Source organism: Savagea faecisuis (genome assembly GCF_042675605.1).
GTDB lineage: Bacteria > Bacillota > Bacilli > Bacillales_A > Planococcaceae > Savagea > Savagea faecisuis.
In genome coordinates, this window is the sequence record NZ_JBHTJF010000019.1 from 1 (window position 1) to 15,870 (window position 15,870).

Sequence of the window (15,870 nt, forward strand, 5' to 3'; positions counted from 1 at the left end):
CCGTAGGAGTCTGGGCCGTGTCTCAGTCCCAGTGTGGCCGATCACCCTCTCAGGTCGGCTACGCATCGTTGCCTTGGTAGGCCATTACCCCACCAACTAGCTAATGCGCCGCGGGCCCATCCTGTAGTGACAGCCGAAACCGTCTTTCAACATCGTACCAGGAGGTACGATGGATCATTTGGTATTAGCCCGCGTTTCCGCGAGTTATCCCAATCTACAGGGCAGGTTGCCCACGTGTTACTCACCCATCCGCCGCTAACGCAAGAGGTGCAAGCACCTCTCTTGTTCGCTCGACTTGCATGTATTAGGCACGCCGCCAGCGTTCGTCCTGAGCCAGGATCAAACTCTCAAAAAAGAAAGCGATCTGCTTCGCGATACTTCGTCAACTTCAATCGCTCATTTCAGTCACGTATTGAATACGCTCCTTCATTCGCTCTTTCGTTTCCTCGTCTCGCTCGCGTCTCGTTTCTTTTTCTGTTTTCACAGAAAAAGAGAAATTTGAGTAAGCTCAAATTTTTGCTGGCATCTTTTATAGATGTCCAAAATTTTTGTTTCGATATCCAACGGGGTTGAATAAAGAAACGATTTATTTCATCAACAAGTTACTGTTCAGTTTTCAATGTTCATGGTGTCGTTCTTAGCGACTTCTTTAATTTACAGCATCTTCATTCATTTGTCAACAACTTTTTAATATTTTTTTATTTCGTTATTCGAAAGTTGTTTTCCGTCTCTCGAATAAGACAATAACTAATATACACCATCTCTCTAATTTAAATCAAGTCTTTTTTGAAAATACTTTAATTTTATTTTCTTGAGATCCACTACAAACAATAAAATCCCTGCAATGACAACGATTCCCCCTGCTATTTGGCTCGTCGTTAATGTTTCTTTAAATATATAATAAGCTAATATCGACGCTCCTACTGGTTCAAATAAAATAGCCACAGAGATTACATTCGTACTGACATACTTTAGCGCCCAGTTAAAAAGTGTATGACCAAGGAAGTTAGGAATGAGTGCTAATAAGAAAAACCACATCCATTCATTTGACGAATACGGGCCGAATGAAGCTCCTTTCATTAAAACATAAAAAAATAAAGCGATTGTACTTACACTGTATACGATAAATGTATAAGTCATTAACGATAATCTTCTTCTTACATCTTGCCCAAAAAGCAAATAGATTGTAATAAATGCACAACCAAGTAAAGCAAGGATATCTCCAAATAATGCGGTTCCGCCAATTTGGAAGTCTCCCCAACTTATAATAAAGCTCCCTGTAATCGCTAATGTTGCCGAGAAAAAAGCTTGCATCGAAATTTTCTCTTTAAATAGGAAGTAAGTGCCCACAAAAGCGAAAATCGGTTGTAATGTTACAAGAACAGTAGAGCTAGCAACGGATGTATAATTCAGAGATTCAAACCAAAACACAAAATGTAAAGCTAAAAATAATCCTGCAATGCTTGAGAAAATCCAATCCCGCTTTGTTAAAAGTTTCACTTCATGTAAGTAACGTGTTAAAAAAACAGGTGACATTAATAGCACTGAAAACAACATACGATAAAACGCGACAACACCTGAATCTGCCGTTGTCATCTTTACAAAAATAGCAGATAACGCTACCGCGATCACCCCGATAGCAATCGGAATATAGGGATGCATTTTTGGTTTCATTGTGAATTCCCGCCCTCTCTCCATAGAAAAAGTTCTCCCGCAATGGATTTTGCGAAAGAACTTCCCTTTACAAATATATTATTTCTTTATAAGAAAGGCGAATATATTTTCGTTTACGCCCAACCTCTAAATCTTGAACCTTCAGCAATTTTTTGAATTCCTACCATATAAGCTGCGAGTCTCATATCGATGCGACGACTTTCTGCAACTGTATAAATGTTTTCGAAAGCTTCGACCATTTTCGCTGACATACGCTCTCGTACCATTTCATCTGTCCAATAGTAACCAGAGTTGTTTTGAACCCATTCAAAGTAGGATACTGTCAAGCCACCTGAACTTGCGAGTACATCTGGAATGATGAGCACACCTTTTTCTGTTAATAAACGGTTCGCTTCTTCTGATAATGGATTATTCGCCACTTCTACAATAATTTTCGTATCGAGAGTCTTTGCATCTTGATATGAAATTTGTTCTCCCATACTTGCCGGAATTAAAATATCACAAGGGATTTGTAAAAGTTCTTCATTTGTAATTGTCTCATCGAATAATGTCGTCACTGTACCGAAACTATCGCGACGATCTAATAAATATTCTACGTCCAAACCTTCCGAATCGTGTAAAGCCCCATGCGCATCTGAAATACCAATTACTTTAGCTCCTTCATCTGAAAGGAATTTCGCTAAGTTGCTGCCAGCATTTCCGAATCCTTGAATGATAACAGTTGCACCATTTAAATCGAGATTGCGTTTTTTAGCCGCTTCTTTCACGACAACTGTTACACCTGAAGCAGTAGCACGTTCGCGTCCTTCCGATCCACCGAGTGCGACCGGCTTGCCCGTGATGAAACCTGGTTGTTGCGAACGATTTAACGTATTGTATTCATCTAACATCCAAGCCATCATTTGAGCATTTGTGAAAATGTCAGGGGCTGGAACATCTTGATTTGGACCTATTAAGTCAAACAGTGCACGTACATAACCACGACTTAAACGTTCCAATTCACCTAACGATAACTCTCTAGGGTCACAAACGATAGCCCCTTTTCCGCCACCATAAGGTAAATTCATAACACCTGCTTTTAATGTCATCCACATCGATAACGCTTTCACATCTTCGACAGTGACATGCGGGTGCAGACGGATACCGCCTTTATTTGGACCGACTGCATCATTATGTTGAGCGCGAAAACCGGTAAATACTTGTACTTTGCCATCATCCATGCGGACAGGAATTCTAATCTCCACAGTGCGCAAAGGCTCTTTTAACAATTCGTACATACCTTTATCGTAACCTAATTTCTGAAGTGCTTCTTTAATAATCTCTTGTGTCGATGTCAATAAGTTAAAGTTTTCCCCCATAAGTTCATTCGCCTCTTTTATAAAATGATTTGTTGCACTCATTGTAACATAATCTTGCGAAAATAGTGAACGTTTTAATTAGTCGTTTCATTCCCTTCCATACAAAAACGAGGATTAGCTCTATCATGCTAATCCCCGTTTTTAAATCCTGACTGTTCGATCCATTCATCTAACTTCTCAGCTAACGAATGAAAACCGACCTCGTCCCTCTCATTCACCCGCTCCTGTAACGTTTTCGTAGAACGGTAATATTTGCGCCGGCGAGCAGGTGCTTTTTTGAGCGCACGGATCGACAAACTAATTTTCCCTGTATCGCGATCGATATGGGATACTTTCACTCGGATGTAATCGCCAACTTTCACAAAATCCTCAATGTTTTTTACATATCCGTATGTGATTTCTGAAATATGGACGAGTCCTTGAGTCTGTTCGTCTAATGCAATAAAAACTCCGTACGGCTGGATACCTGTCACCTTTCCAGTGAGGATGTCACCTACTCTGTAAATTTTCGCCATGTGGAACAGCTCCTCATTATTCATCCGCTATGTGTGTATGTTCATGTATCAGTATAACAAAGCTCCTCTATTGTCGCAAAAAAGACTGAATGATTTCTCTTATTTTTCACAATTCTGTTAATTGAACGCTCGTTATTAAATTAAAAATTCTCTCTACTTCATCTATCGTTCAATCTGTATATCGTTTATACTTAAAAAGAATATGCAAAAGGAGTTGAGTTTTTATGAGGGAACAATTTTTAAAAGTGTATGACCGACACAATACGCGCTCTGTGAAGTGGGGCAAAATGGAAGCGGTTTATCAGCTAGATGATGCGAGTGATATTTTACCGATGTGGATTGCCGATATGGATTTCGCCATCCCTAATGTGATCACTGCTGCTTTAGAGGAAAGATTGAAGCATCCCATTTTCGGCTATTCTTACATGTGCGAGGAGTGTAAGCTCGCTTTAGTTGATTGGTTAAAAGAAAGTCATGATTGGACGATTCAAACGGAGGACCTCTTATTCCAGCATGGCGTGATTCCTGCAATCGCTGCCATTTTAGAAACATTTACCGAAGCTGGAGACACGGTTATTATGACTCCCCCTGTCTACCCACCGTTCTTCAACATTCCAACGAATCAAAACCGAAAAGTCGTTTATTCTCCTTTGCATGAGCAAGACGGACAGTATTCTTTTGCTTTTGAGCACTTCGAACAAACGATTATTGAACATGATGTCAAAATGTTTATTTTATGCAACCCGCACAATCCTGCTGGTGTCGTATGGAGCCGGGAAGATTTGCAAAAAGTGCTCGACATTTGTCGTCGTCACGATGTTTTCATTTTATCGGATGAGATTCATTCAGACCTCGTCTTTTCACAACAACATATTCCAATCGCAACGTTAGCGACAAAAGAAGATCGCCTAGTCACTTGTGTCGCTCCGACGAAAACATTTAACTTAGCGGGTGTACAAGCGGCTGCGATGGTTGTGACGAATGCTGAAATTCGTAAAGCGTTACAACAAACGGCTCAATTCCACGGTCAAATGGAATTGAATGCTTTCGCTTCAAGTGCTTGGATCGCTGCATATCGCGAAGGTCGCCCTTGGCTCGATGAATTGAAGAGCGTATTGGATGAACATTTCGATTATGTCATCGAAACATTAACGACTGCACTTCCTAAATTAAAAATTCGCAAACCAGAAAGTACGTATTTAATGTGGCTCGACTACCGTGAAACAGGATTCTCCGAAAAAGAAGTGATGAACGCTTTACTTCATGAAGGGAAAGTAGCACTCGACCCTGGTAGTAAATATGGAAAAGAAGGCGAAGGATTTTTACGCATTAACGTCGCAACTCCGAAGCCATTTCTTGAAGATGGTGTCGCGCGCATTATAAAAGGATTCCAGTCTTTAAGTTAACAAAAAAGCTCTCAGCGAGATGACAGTCATCTTACTGAGAGCTTTTCCTTATTTGTCGTGCGAGTGTTGAGCAGTATGCTTTATATTCTCTTCACGTTCACGCATGACACGTTCTTCGATTTTTTTCGATTCAGCTTCTTGCTTTTTCGAGATTTTAAGAATCCAACGGTAAGTGATGATCATTAAAATCATAAAAATCGTAAATGATATAGCAGCCGGAATGTATTCCGACTTATCTTCCGGGAAATAAAGGAACGGCATCAATTGAACCACTTCCTATTCTTTTATTATTTTTGAATGACGTCGATTGACTCAATGACTACATCGTATACTGGACGGTCGCCAGGGCCTTTTTGAACTGCTGCGATGTCATCGACAACGTCCATTCCCTCTACTACGTGACCGAATACTGTATGGCGTTGATCTAAATGTGGAGTTCCACCCATCTCTTCATAAGCTTCTGCGATTTCTTCTGGCCATCCACCTTCTTTTAATTGTGCAGCTGAACCGTGTGACTTGTTCGCTTGTACGATGAAGAACTGGCTACCATTCGTGTTTGGACCAGCGTTTGCCATTGAAAGCGCACCGCGTAAGTTAAATAAGTTCATCGTGAACTCATCTTCAAATGAACCGCCGTAAATACTTTCGCCGCCCATTCCTGTTCCATCAGGGTCTCCCCCTTGGATCATGAAATCTTCGATGACGCGGTGGAAAATCACACCGTCATAATAACCGTTTTCAGCGTGAGTAATGAAGTTCTCTACTGTTTTCGGTGTTTCTTCTTTGAATAATTTTATTTTGATGTCACCCTTATTCGTATGCATGACAACGAGTGCTTCATTTTCTGCTACTTCTTTGTTTAACTGTGGGTACATATTATGATCCTCCTGTTGGCTTTTCTCTTCTACCGGCTCACTGGACTCACCAGCTGTACTCGATTCATCCTCTTCAGAACATGCGATGAGTAAAAATGTAGCGAGTAATAGAAAGAGACTAATCTTCATTTTTTTCATATGTCTATCACCTTCATTATTTTAGCACAAGTATCTCACAATTTCGATAAGAAAGCATGACACTTTATTCACAAACGGAAGTAGCCTATACTTAAATCAATAGAGCACGAGACAGAAAGTAGGTTTTCTATAGTGAAAAACGTGCAAAAAAAGAATTTTATCATTATGTGGTTCGCCAACTTTTTAGTGGCGGGCACGATGACGATGATCATGCCTTTTTTATCTTTATACATTACGACGTTCGGAGATCACTCTGACGCCTATATCCAAAAATGGGCAGGGCTCATTTTCGGGGCTACCTTCGTCACTGCGTTCATCATGTCACCAATTTGGGGACGAATCGCAGACAAATACGGCTTTAAGCCAATTTTACTCATTAACGGTTTCGGGATTGCACTCTCTGTTTTTTTAATGGGATTCGTCAATTCAGTCGAAACTTTCTTCATTTTACGTCTTTTTAACGGTGTCGTAACAGGATTCGTGCCGACATCTCTCGCTTTCATCTCCTCACAAGTAAAAAAAGAAGAAGCAGGAAAAATGCTCGGTACGATGCAAATGGGGAGCGTTGCTGGTACTTTATTTGGTCCTGTCTTCGGAGGCCTTCTCGCAGATGCTTTCGGATTCCAATACACGTTCATCATCACTTCTGCTACAGTAGCGACTGCCGCTTTACTCGTTCTTTTCGGCATTAAAGAAGAGAAAAAAGTAAAAACGAAACGTGAAGCTAAGTTTTCACGCAAGATGATTTTACATGGAATTTTACATCACCCACTCATGTTAAATGTCATGCTCGTCACATCTTTAATTCAAATTGGTAACTTCAGTATACAACCTTTACTTTCGCTCTATGTAGCGGAATTAACAGGTGCGCAAGAAGTCGCATTTTTAGCTGGTTTAACGTTCAGTGCAGCCGGTCTCGGTAACTTGCTATTCGCGAGACAATGGGGAAAACTCGGAGATTCTATCGGATATGAAAAAGTATTGACGATTCTTCTATTGCTATCCGCTCTTTTCATTTTCCCACAAGCGTTCGTTACGAGCTTATGGCAATTAATTTTATGCAGACTATTATTCGGAATCGTCGTTGGTGGCATGATTCCAGTGACGACTGCACTCGTGCGCAGAGAAGCACCGATTGAAATTCAAGGCGAAGTGATGGGCTACAATACGAGCTTCCGCTTCTTAGGTAATATTATCGGACCGATGTTCGGAGGGATTATCAGTGGTATCATCGGCATTTCTGCTGTCTTTTTAGTGACCGCTTCCCTCTTCGTCATCGCTTTCGTTTTACTGTTCTTAGCACGCAAACGAAAAACGATCGATTTTGAAGATTATTTATTAAAAGAACAACAATCGTAAAGAGATGCCCCGCCTTTTTCGAAAGGTAGGGCATTTTTTACTTTCCCATCATGTTCCATTCAGAAAAAGTGTGCTATTCTTTTACTATTATGTTTTGATTCAAGGAGGCTACTTGCATGAAGCAATGGGTCGGCTTCGTACTCGCTCTTTTAGCGATTCCACTACTTTTCTTCGCTCAAAAAGGAATCGTTTCAGAGTGGTACTATGCCACTGAATATAAACAGCGTGTCCAAGATTCAATCGTCATTGAAGACCCGCTGCTCACTTTACCCGTCACATTGCTCAATAGCGATGGACAAGTATTTTCAGAAGTGTATGTAGAATGGCGTGAACCGCTCGCCCTTCACCAATTTTCTCACTTTGCACAACAAATCTTTTTACAAAGTGAAGATCGCGCTTTTTATACACATAAAGGCTATGATATCGCCGCGATTATCCGTGCATTCGCGATGAATAGTGTGAATGATGACATTCAACAAGGGGCTTCGACGATTACTCAACAACTCGTACGTATGCGCTTTTTAACGACCGAAAAAACGTATGAACGAAAATTTAAAGAGCTCCTTTATTCTGCCGAGTTAGAAAAGAAATTTTCAAAAGATGAAATTTTAGAAATGTACTTAAATGAAATGTATTTCGCAAATCGTGTATATGGATTAGGTGCGGCGGCCACTTATTATTTCAGTCGGCCACTCGCCGAATTGAATGAAGCGGAAATTGCCTTCTTAGCAGCAATTCCAAACAACCCATCTTTTTACAACCCTTTACGCCATTTTGAGCGAACGAAAGCGCGTCAAGAACGATTGCTCGACCTCGTCGCTCGTGAAGGAGTCATTACTGAAGAAGAAGCAGAAGCTTTCAAACAATTGCCGATTGATTTGCAAGTGAAACAAAAAGTAGACCGCTTCCCGATGTATTCGGATTACGTCATGTCAGAAGCTCAACGTATTTTAATAAGAGAACTTGGCTATGATGAGCGATTAAAAAACGCTTCAGTAGATGAACAGTCAGTCATTTGGCAGGAATTCCAAGCCGAATACCATCAACTTTTACAAGACGGACTTATCATTGAAACAGCACTCGCTGAGCAAAAGCAAAATCAAGTGGAAACAAATGTGAACCAATTACTCTCCCCATACCCAGTTTTACAAATGGGAGGAGCCGTCATTTCAAATGACACGCGTGAAATCGTCTCCCTTTATGCGGGACAAAACTATGAAAAAGCAGGATTTCACCGAGCTCACCAAGCCGTGCGCCAACCTGGTTCTGCGATCAAACCATTACTCGTGTATGCACCATTGCTCGAACAGCAACGATATACGCCACAATCTTTGATCGATAGCAGCAATATTTGTATTCATCAATATTGTCCTAAAAATATCGGACGTGCGACATACGGTGTGACGACGTTAGACCAAGCATTTCGCTACAGTCACAATACCGCTGCAGTGCGCTCTTTACAGCGAGTCGGATTAGATAAAGCTTTTGAATCGCTTCAACCTTTCAATTTTGAACATATTACAGAGCAAGACCATACGTATGCCGCAGCATTAGGTGGTTTTACAAAAGGTTTTACACCCCTCGAAATGGCCAAAGGATATTCAAGTTTTATCGATGGCTATTACTTAGAACCGTCAACAATCCGTTCTTTAAAGACGTTAAATGGCGAGGTATTGTATCAACGACCTGTCGATTCGATTGAAGTATGGAATGAACGCACAGTGAGTACAATGCGACAACTTTTACACAGTACCGTTGTCAATGGGACGGCCCAAGGCTTAACATACTCTACAAATTACACTGGTGCTAAAACAGGTACTACAGATTACTATAAAGATTTGTGGATTGCTGGATTGAACGATCGCTATACCGCGGCAGTATGGCTCGGAAATGATGACAATAAAAGTATCGAATCTTACAGTTCCGCTAAACTACATCATCGTTCACTCTCTTACTTACTCAATCCTTATTACGGTCACTAAAAAAAGAGAATACTTCGCTCAGGCGAAACCTTCTCTTTTATTGTTCTGTCGTCACAAGCGGTATCGCTTCGACAATTCCGTTATACAATTTCAATAAAGCGTAAGCGACAACAGATAATAGCGTCGCCCAAATAATGATTTCAAAAAAGATAAGACCGATTAAATGCATAAAATTCGTTTGTTTACTTAATTGATACATTAAAAAATTAAAGTAGAGCAATGTCGATGCTGCAAAAATAATGATGAGACCGAGCAATGATTGAATCGATGCGATTGAAATTAACGCACCTAAAAAATAAATTAAGTTGCCGCTCTTCACTTTTCGGTATAATGAAGGATCTACTTCTTTTGCAAAAAAGAGCATCGCCGTTTCATGAATCGTTTCGGCGATCAGTTTCAACGCTGAAAAAATCATAAAAAATAAAACAGCAAAAACAATTAAAAAAAGTAAGCGTATTTGAATATCTGAAAAAAATTCTAAAAGTCCTTCATATAAGCCGATATGTTTAAATTGTTCAACGATAAAACTGACAGCATAAACACCGAACGTTAAGCTGAATAGGACGATGTTGACGAACGGTAAATAGCCAAAAATATAAGGATTTTTCATACGGCACCTCAAAAATATTTTTTAACCTCTCTAATATATAGGAAAGAACTCATTTTTAGCAAGGATTGTCCTATTTTACACAATGCAAAGTTTTTTATTTTGCGCTATACTTTGTTGGTAGTACATGCTTTTTATTTCGAAAGGAGGATTATTTCGTGGATTATGTTTTCTTTATCTTCGTGCCGATGATTGCAGCTTTATTCGTCCCATCTTTATTCCGTTTAGTAAAGCGCATACATACTGGTTGGTTCGTTTTAGCCGTTCCACTCGTGCTTTTCATCATTTATGCGATGCTCATTCCGACCTCAATGGAAGGATTCGTACTTGAATCTTCTTTCAGTTGGATTCCCTCGCTCGGAATTGAATTTTATTCATACATTGATGGACTGAGCTTACTATTTAGTTTATTGATTACTGGAATTGGGTCGCTCGTCGTCCTCTATTCGATTTATTATTTAGATCAATCAAAGGAAAAACTAGGTCACTTCTATGTGTACTTATTGCTTTTCATGAGCGCGATGCTCGGGGTTGTTCAATCGGATAACGTCATTTCACTCTACTTATTTTGGGAGTTAACGTCGATTTCTTCATTCCTATTAATCGGTTATTGGTATACGAAGGACGCATCTCGATTCGGAGCTTTGAAATCGATGATGATTACAGTATTCGGTGGTTTAATGATGCTCGGAGGCTTTGCGATTTTAAGTTTAGCAGCTGGCAGTTATTCTATCCGTGAGATGATCGCCAACAGTTCACAAGTTGCGGATCATCCGTTATTTATTTTAGCTTTACTCCTTATTTTATTAGGAGCATTCACGAAATCTGCACAATTTCCATTCTACATCTGGTTGCCAGATGCGATGGAAGCACCGACACCCGTCAGTGCGTATTTACACTCTGCGACGATGGTTAAAGCTGGTCTTTATCTCGTTGCTCGTTTCACCCCTTTATTTGCAACATCGAGCGTTTGGATTTGGCTCGTGACAGGAATCGGGTTATTCACATTGTTCTGGGGCTCTTTCTTTGCGGTCAAACAAACCGACCTCAAAGCGATTCTCGCCTTCTCTACTGTGAGTCAACTCGGTTTAATTATGTCGTTGCTCGGGGCAAGTGGGATGTCTGTACATTCTGCTGAACCTATTTTCGCGATTGCCGGTTTCGCAGCGATCTTCCATTTATTGAACCACGCTACCTTTAAAGGAAGCTTGTTCATGATTGCAGGGATTGTTGACCACGAAGCAGGCACTCGAGATATTCGTAAATTAGGTGGATTGATGAGCATTATGCCGATTACATTCACTGTAGCGGCGATCGGTTCATTCTCGATGGCAGGTCTTCCACCATTTAACGGTTTCTTAAGTAAAGAGATGTTTTTAGATGCGATGCTTACAATTCGTCATTTCGAATTGTTCCAATTTGATACGTGGGGTATTTTATTCCCTGTCATCGCTTGGATTGCGAGCGTTTTCACATTTATTTACAGCTTCTATTTCGTCTTCTACACATTCGTGAAAAAAGGCGATGTCGAACAACTGCCCGCTTCACCGAAAGAGCCGCCATTTGGCATGCTCATTTCACCGATTATTTTAGCGGCATTTGTCGTCGTCATCTTCTTCATTCCGAACAAGTTTAGTGATTGGATTATTAAACCTGCTGTCGCAGCACTCCAACCACATTTATATGCAGTGCCACAAGATGTAACGATTCAGATTCAAGCTTGGCACGGATTCAATGCACCTGCACTTTGGTTAACGGTCGGAGTCGTGGTCATTGGATTCCTCATGTATAAAACATTGGACAAATGGCAACCGTATTACGGCATTCAGCCGAGCTACTTATCGCTCAATCGTTTCTACGATGCGATGATGAACTTTAGCGAAGTCGGTATGAATAAAATTTCACGCGCTTATATGACAGGCGTGACGCGCACGTACTTCTTATACATTTTCGCGTCATTCTCGATCATTACGCTAATCGCTGTCTTTGCGAAAAGCGCATTTGCGTTTGATTTATCTTCCGTAACACCTGTGTCGATTTTCGCTATTTTAAATGCGATGATTTTACTGTTGGCGATCAGTTTCGTCCTATTGGCAAAATCACGTATTGCAGCATTTATCGCACTCGGGGCGAGCGGATATTCAATCGCACTATTTTTCGTCATGTTTAAAGCGCCAGACTTAGCGCTCACACAGCTCGTTATTGAAACGGTCTCTGTTGCGTTATTCTTGTTAGCATTCCAACGTTTGCCACAATTGAATACGCACGGTGAAACGAAACAAAATAAAATCGTCAACGGAATCATTGCAGCAGGTGTCGGAATTACGATCACACTCGTTGCTCTCGCTTCTCATTCGACGAAGCTCATCCCTTCCATCTCACAGTATTATAAAGATACGGTCGACACATTAGCAGGTGGGGGAAATATCGTAAACGTTATTTTAGTCGACTATCGTGGCTTTGATACATTGTTTGAAATCGCAGTCTTATCGATTGCGGCAATCGGTGTATTCACGATGATTCGTCTACGTTTGAAAGGAGATCATGCAGATGAAAACAAATGATGTCATTTTACAGACAACTACGAAAGTCGTTTTCTTCATCATCTTCATTTTCTCCATCCATATTTTCTTCGCCGGTCATTACACACCTGGGGGAGGATTCGTTGGAGGATTATTGACGACAGGGGCGCTCATTTTACTATTGCTCGCCTTCGATTTAAAAACAGTTCAAAAAGCCCTGCCTTTCGACTTTATGAAAGTCGTGGCAGTCGGACTGTTGCTCGCGATTTTAACGGCAAGTTGGCCACTTTTTGTCGACTTACCATTTTTCACACATGCTTTTGACGATTTCAACTTACCACTTTTCGGTGAAACGTCATTGCATACCGCGATGCTCTTTGATTTAGGTGTTTATTTAGTCGTCGTCGGAGCGGCGATGACGATGATTCAAACGATTGGAGGCGATACGTAATGGAACTGCTCACAGCTATTTTAGTAGGCGTACTTTTCACAGCAGCGGTCTACTTAATCTTATCGCGCTCTCTTTTAAAAATCATTTTAGGAACGGGCTTGCTCAGTCACGGGGCTCACTTGCTCATCTTAACGATGGGTGGCCTCGGTGGAGAATCACCTCCTGTTATCGCAGATGGTGTGACAGACTTCGCCGACCCGCTTCCACAAGCGCTCATTTTAACAGCGATCGTCATTAGCTTTGGAGTGACAGCATTCATGTTAGTGTTGTCTTACCGTTTATATGCGGTCCATAAAACTGACAATATGAATGCATTGAGAGGAAATGATGAACATGACTAATATCGTATTATTTCCGATTCTCATCCCGTTCTTCTTTGCGATTGTCTTATTGTTCTTTAAAGAAAATATTATCGTTCAACGAATTCTAGTATCTCTCGGACTTGCGCTCAGTCTCATTAGCTCGATTTTCTTAGCGTACATCGTCCATACAGATGGAATTCAAACCGTCAATTTAGGTAGTTGGGCGGCACCTTACGGAATTTCGATGGTGTCCGATGCTTTCTCCGCATTGCTCGTCACGACGACATTAATTGTTACATTTTTCGTCGTCATCTACAGCTTCTATGCGATCGATGAAGGACGAGAGCGCAACTATTACTATCCTGCAATTTTATTTATGATTACAGGAATTAACGGCGCATTTACGACGGGTGATATTTTCAACATGTTCGTATTTTTCGAAGTGCTTCTCATGGCGAGTTACGTTTTAATTGTCCTTGGCGGAGAGAAACGTCAACTTCGTGAATCGATTAAATACATGTTAGTGAACGTCGTATCGTCTGCACTATTCGTCATTACGGTCGCGTATTTATACTCGATTGTCGGAACGTTAAACATGGCAGACATTTCAGTGAAGATTGCAGAAGTTGATCAACCTGGAATTATTACAGTGATTGGAATTTTATTTTTAATCGTCTTCGGAATTAAAGGAGCGATTTTCCCACTGTACTTCTGGTTGCCTAGCGCTTACGCTGCGCCACCGATTCCTGTATTGACACTATTCGGTGCTTTACTTACGAAAGTCGGCATATACTCCATCACACGCACGTATACGCTCTTCTTCGTACATGATGTAGGTTATACACATATGTGGTTGATGGGATTATCTCTTTTAACAATCGTTGTCGGATGTATCGGAGCACTCGCTTACTTCGACTTAAAACAAATCGTTATTTATAACATCGTCATCGCAGTCGGTGTCATTTTATACGGTGTCTCTTTAATGGATGATTTCGCGATGGCAGGAAGCGTGTACTACATCGTGCACGACATGCTCATTAAAGCAGCACTCTTCCTCTTAATTGGTGTCATCATTTTCGTTACAGGTACGAGTAATTTACGAGAGATTAGCGGGTTGATGAAGCAATACCCTGGACTCGGTTGGACTTACTTAATCGCCGCATTCGGACTCGCTGGAATTCCGCCACTCAGCGGATTTATCGGTAAGCTTCTCATCGTTCAAGGTTCGTTCAATGCTGGGCATTGGATCGGAGCGATTGCGGTACTATTATCAAGCTTAGTCGTATTACTCTCTGTCATTCGCATTTTCTTATATGCGTTTTGGGGAGAGCCGAAAGAGACGAAGCCTGTCAATCGCATGCAATATAAGAAGATGATGATTCCGACGACATTGCTCGTCATCTTATCTGTCGTCTACGGAGTTGGAACTGAATGGTTCATGCCATTAATTACAGATTCAAAAGACGTATTATTAGACCCATCATTATACATTGATGCGGTATTTAAGGAGTGATGAACGAATGGCATTTCAAATATTACTAAACGTATTTATCGCTGTTATTTGGATGTTAATTAATTCATCGGTTTCCGCAACGTCTTTCATTGTTGGATATATTATTGGGCTTTTGCTCATCGTGCTTTTCCGTCGCTTCTTCAAACAGCGTTTATACATTTGGCGCCTTTGGTCAGCGACGAAATTATTCCTCATCTTTTTAAAGGAATTAACGTTATCCAACATTTCGGTTTTAATGGTCGTCTTGAAACCAGATCTCGAAAAGATTCAACCGATGATTTTCGCATTGCCTACAGAATTAGAACATGACTGGGAAATTACATTGCTTTCTAGTTTAATTACATTGACACCAGGAACGGTCGTATTATACGTTTCAGATGATCAAAGTACATTGTATATTCACGCGATCGATGTCGATGATGTGGATGAAGCGATTCATTCAATCAAAAACACATTCGAAAAAGCGATATTGGAGGTGAGTCGTTCATGATGACATTTATGTGGGTAGCCCTCGTGCTCGTCCTATTGTCGATGCTCGGGCTCATGTACCGTGTTTTCAAAGGTCCATCGATTCCCGACCGACTCATCGCTTTAGACGGAATTGGTATTTTAATCATTTCCGCTACCGCGTTACTATCCATTATTTTCGATACAGAATTTTTCATCGAAGTCATTTTACTCGTTGCGATTATGTCCTTTATCGGGACAGTATCATTCTCTAAATTTATAGAGAAAGGAGAGATCATTCAATATGACCGTGATCGCTAATACGTTAATTGTCATTACAATTAGTGTCGGAGTGCTTTTCACACTCGTCACGATGATTGGTATTCTCCGTCTGCCCGATGTGTACACACGCGCACATGCTGCTTCAAAAAGTACGACATTTGGGGTACTGAGTATTTTACTCGGGGTATTTTTCCACTATTGGTTAAAAGAAGGCTTGTTCAGTATTCAATTATTGCTTGCTATCGTCTTTCTATTCATTACCTCTCCTATCGGAGGTCACTTAATGGGACGCGCTGCTTACATTTCAGGCGTCGAGAAGTCACCGCTCACTGTTGGAGACGAATTAGAGGAAGTTGTAGAGGAAGCGAAGCGCAAAGCACGCCCTCGCCCTGATATCGATTAACAAAAAGCGAACGCTCGGATTAACGAGACGTTCGCT

16 protein-coding genes and 1 rRNA gene are annotated in these 15,870 nt (G+C 40.9%); 10 read left to right on the forward strand and 7 right to left on the reverse strand.

Going from position 1 to position 15,870, the window contains the following annotated elements; translation table 11 throughout:
• From ACFQ0V_RS04145 to yugI, 4 genes are all read right to left on the reverse strand, one after another.
• Positions 1-355, reverse strand: a 16S ribosomal RNA gene (locus ACFQ0V_RS04145); the annotation flags it as partial.
• A 410-nt stretch (positions 356-765) separates the two neighbouring features.
• Positions 766-1,674 carry a DMT family transporter gene (locus ACFQ0V_RS04150; RefSeq protein ID WP_381010054.1) on the reverse strand — a complete coding sequence of 303 codons (909 nt, stop codon included), beginning with the start codon at positions 1,672-1,674 and terminating at the stop codon, positions 766-768.
• A 113-nt stretch (positions 1,675-1,787) separates the two neighbouring features.
• The gene (locus ACFQ0V_RS04155; protein WP_381010178.1) at positions 1,788-3,032 is read right to left on the reverse strand and encodes a Glu/Leu/Phe/Val family dehydrogenase; all 1,245 of its coding nucleotides are present in this window, start codon (positions 3,030-3,032) and stop codon (positions 1,788-1,790) included.
• Between the two features lie 128 nt (positions 3,033-3,160).
• On the reverse strand, positions 3,161-3,547 hold the full coding sequence (gene yugI, locus ACFQ0V_RS04160; protein WP_381010057.1) for a S1 domain-containing post-transcriptional regulator GSP13: 387 nt from the start codon (positions 3,545-3,547) through the stop codon (positions 3,161-3,163).
• A gap of 224 nt (positions 3,548-3,771) precedes the next feature.
• On the opposite strand from yugI, the gene ACFQ0V_RS04165 reads away from it, so the two are divergent.
• Complete coding sequence (locus ACFQ0V_RS04165; protein WP_381010059.1) at positions 3,772-4,953, forward strand: MalY/PatB family protein; 1,182 nt, start codon at positions 3,772-3,774, stop codon at positions 4,951-4,953.
• A gap of 48 nt (positions 4,954-5,001) precedes the next feature.
• On the opposite strand, the gene ACFQ0V_RS04170 is transcribed toward ACFQ0V_RS04165, so the two are convergent.
• Positions 5,002-5,214 (reverse strand): hypothetical protein, encoded by a 213-nt coding sequence (locus ACFQ0V_RS04170; RefSeq protein ID WP_381010181.1) that lies wholly within the window; start codon positions 5,212-5,214, stop codon positions 5,002-5,004.
• Positions 5,215-5,240: 26 nt separating this feature from the next.
• Positions 5,241-5,828, reverse strand: coding sequence for a peptidylprolyl isomerase (locus ACFQ0V_RS04175; protein ID WP_381010184.1), 588 nt, complete (start codon positions 5,826-5,828; stop codon positions 5,241-5,243).
• A gap of 303 nt (positions 5,829-6,131) precedes the next feature.
• Between ACFQ0V_RS04175 and ACFQ0V_RS04180 the strand changes: the two genes are divergently transcribed.
• Together ACFQ0V_RS04180 and ACFQ0V_RS04185 are read left to right on the forward strand one after the other, a co-directional pair.
• Positions 6,132-7,325 carry an MFS transporter gene (locus ACFQ0V_RS04180; protein ID WP_381010187.1) on the forward strand — a complete coding sequence of 398 codons (1,194 nt, stop codon included), beginning with the start codon at positions 6,132-6,134 and terminating at the stop codon, positions 7,323-7,325.
• Positions 7,326-7,441: 116 nt separating this feature from the next.
• Entirely contained in the window at positions 7,442-9,307 is a 1,866-nt protein-coding gene (locus tag ACFQ0V_RS04185; RefSeq protein WP_381010062.1) for a transglycosylase domain-containing protein, read from the forward strand.
• Between the two features lie 37 nt (positions 9,308-9,344).
• On the opposite strand, the gene ACFQ0V_RS04190 is transcribed toward ACFQ0V_RS04185, so the two are convergent.
• Complete coding sequence (locus ACFQ0V_RS04190) at positions 9,345-9,917, reverse strand: DUF5366 family protein (protein ID WP_381010065.1); 573 nt, start codon at positions 9,915-9,917, stop codon at positions 9,345-9,347.
• Positions 9,918-10,072: 155 nt separating this feature from the next.
• Here ACFQ0V_RS04190 and ACFQ0V_RS04195 point away from each other — a divergent pair, with 155 nt between their 5' ends.
• From ACFQ0V_RS04195 to mnhG, 7 genes are read left to right on the forward strand one after another with little or no spacing between them, the layout of a single operon-like run.
• Positions 10,073-12,478, forward strand: coding sequence for a Na+/H+ antiporter subunit A (locus tag ACFQ0V_RS04195; protein WP_381010067.1), 2,406 nt, complete (start codon positions 10,073-10,075; stop codon positions 12,476-12,478).
• A complete protein-coding gene (locus ACFQ0V_RS04200) occupies positions 12,465-12,887 on the forward strand; it encodes a Na(+)/H(+) antiporter subunit B (RefSeq protein WP_194563303.1) in 423 nt (140 codons plus the stop codon). Before ACFQ0V_RS04195 ends, ACFQ0V_RS04200 begins: the two co-directional genes overlap by 14 nt.
• Complete coding sequence (locus tag ACFQ0V_RS04205; RefSeq protein WP_194563304.1) at positions 12,887-13,228, forward strand: Na(+)/H(+) antiporter subunit C; 342 nt, start codon at positions 12,887-12,889, stop codon at positions 13,226-13,228. The genes ACFQ0V_RS04200 and ACFQ0V_RS04205 overlap by 1 nt, the downstream gene beginning before the upstream one ends.
• Positions 13,221-14,702, forward strand: coding sequence for a Na+/H+ antiporter subunit D (locus ACFQ0V_RS04210; RefSeq protein WP_381010070.1), 1,482 nt, complete (start codon positions 13,221-13,223; stop codon positions 14,700-14,702). The genes ACFQ0V_RS04205 and ACFQ0V_RS04210 overlap by 8 nt, the downstream gene beginning before the upstream one ends.
• A gap of 7 nt (positions 14,703-14,709) precedes the next feature.
• Positions 14,710-15,192: a Na+/H+ antiporter subunit E gene (locus ACFQ0V_RS04215; RefSeq protein WP_381010073.1), complete on the forward strand. Its 483-nt coding sequence runs from the start codon at positions 14,710-14,712 to the stop codon at positions 15,190-15,192.
• Positions 15,189-15,470: a Na(+)/H(+) antiporter subunit F1 gene (locus tag ACFQ0V_RS04220; protein WP_194563307.1), complete on the forward strand. Its 282-nt coding sequence runs from the start codon at positions 15,189-15,191 to the stop codon at positions 15,468-15,470. The genes ACFQ0V_RS04215 and ACFQ0V_RS04220 overlap by 4 nt, the downstream gene beginning before the upstream one ends.
• Positions 15,454-15,834: a monovalent cation/H(+) antiporter subunit G gene (gene mnhG, locus ACFQ0V_RS04225; protein ID WP_381010076.1), complete on the forward strand. Its 381-nt coding sequence runs from the start codon at positions 15,454-15,456 to the stop codon at positions 15,832-15,834. The genes ACFQ0V_RS04220 and mnhG overlap by 17 nt, the downstream gene beginning before the upstream one ends.
• The last annotated feature ends 36 nt before the right edge of the window (positions 15,835-15,870 follow it).

What these genes read in the sequence shown, in the direction of transcription:
- ACFQ0V_RS04215 (WP_381010073.1), top strand. Translation starts at nt 14,710, where the DNA reads ATGGCATTTCAAATATTACTAAACGTATTTATCGCTGTTATTTGGATG.
- ACFQ0V_RS04190 (WP_381010065.1), bottom strand. Translation starts at nt 9,917, where the DNA reads ATGAAAAATCCTTATATTTTTGGCTATTTACCGTTCGTCAACATCGTC.
- mnhG (WP_381010076.1), top strand. Translation starts at nt 15,454, where the DNA reads ATGACCGTGATCGCTAATACGTTAATTGTCATTACAATTAGTGTCGGA.
- ACFQ0V_RS04175 (WP_381010184.1), bottom strand. Translation starts at nt 5,828, where the DNA reads ATGTACCCACAGTTAAACAAAGAAGTAGCAGAAAATGAAGCACTCGTT.
- ACFQ0V_RS04220 (WP_194563307.1), top strand. Translation starts at nt 15,189, where the DNA reads ATGATGACATTTATGTGGGTAGCCCTCGTGCTCGTCCTATTGTCGATG.
- ACFQ0V_RS04210 (WP_381010070.1), top strand. Translation starts at nt 13,221, where the DNA reads ATGACTAATATCGTATTATTTCCGATTCTCATCCCGTTCTTCTTTGCG.
- ACFQ0V_RS04165 (WP_381010059.1), top strand. Translation starts at nt 3,772, where the DNA reads ATGAGGGAACAATTTTTAAAAGTGTATGACCGACACAATACGCGCTCT.
- ACFQ0V_RS04185 (WP_381010062.1), top strand. Translation starts at nt 7,442, where the DNA reads ATGAAGCAATGGGTCGGCTTCGTACTCGCTCTTTTAGCGATTCCACTA.
- ACFQ0V_RS04150 (WP_381010054.1), bottom strand. Translation starts at nt 1,674, where the DNA reads ATGAAACCAAAAATGCATCCCTATATTCCGATTGCTATCGGGGTGATC.
- ACFQ0V_RS04180 (WP_381010187.1), top strand. Translation starts at nt 6,132, where the DNA reads ATGTGGTTCGCCAACTTTTTAGTGGCGGGCACGATGACGATGATCATG.
- ACFQ0V_RS04200 (WP_194563303.1), top strand. Translation starts at nt 12,465, where the DNA reads ATGAAAACAAATGATGTCATTTTACAGACAACTACGAAAGTCGTTTTC.
- yugI (WP_381010057.1), bottom strand. Translation starts at nt 3,547, where the DNA reads ATGGCGAAAATTTACAGAGTAGGTGACATCCTCACTGGAAAGGTGACA.
- ACFQ0V_RS04170 (WP_381010181.1), bottom strand. Translation starts at nt 5,214, where the DNA reads ATGCCGTTCCTTTATTTCCCGGAAGATAAGTCGGAATACATTCCGGCT.
- ACFQ0V_RS04155 (WP_381010178.1), bottom strand. Translation starts at nt 3,032, where the DNA reads ATGGGGGAAAACTTTAACTTATTGACATCGACACAAGAGATTATTAAA.
- ACFQ0V_RS04205 (WP_194563304.1), top strand. Translation starts at nt 12,887, where the DNA reads ATGGAACTGCTCACAGCTATTTTAGTAGGCGTACTTTTCACAGCAGCG.